The sequence below is a fragment of the Burkholderia sp. SIMBA_051 genome (assembly GCF_046534915.1).
Taxonomy (GTDB): Bacteria; Pseudomonadota; Gammaproteobacteria; order Burkholderiales; family Burkholderiaceae; genus Burkholderia; species Burkholderia ambifaria.
In genome coordinates this window covers 1-236 of record NZ_JAWRXS010000897.1, presented here as the reverse complement: position 1 = coordinate 236, position 236 = coordinate 1, and the positions used below count along the sequence as shown (strand labels likewise).

The 236-nt window shown below is 66.5% G+C and carries 1 protein-coding gene; it reads right to left on the bottom strand.

The features are described 5' to 3' along the window. Positions 1-236: flavin reductase family protein (locus SB771_RS37050; protein ID WP_410722292.1), on the bottom strand; the 236-nt coding region annotated here is incomplete at both ends.

Sequence of the window (236 nt, the reverse complement as noted above, 5' to 3'; positions counted from 1 at the left end):
CGAAGTTGACGCCGCTTTCCGCGACGCGCGGCACGTCGACGAGACGCGACGCAATCGCGGTCAGCCCGCCGAGTTCGAATTCGTTCACGCCGTACGGCACCGCGGCGCAGGTCCGGTTCATCCGCTCGGCGAGATCGCGCGTCGCGAGGTTCCAGACGAACTCGCCGGTTTCCCGCACGTTGCGCAGGCTGTCCTTCGCCGTGGTGCTCGAAAAGCCGATGATCGGCGGATGATAG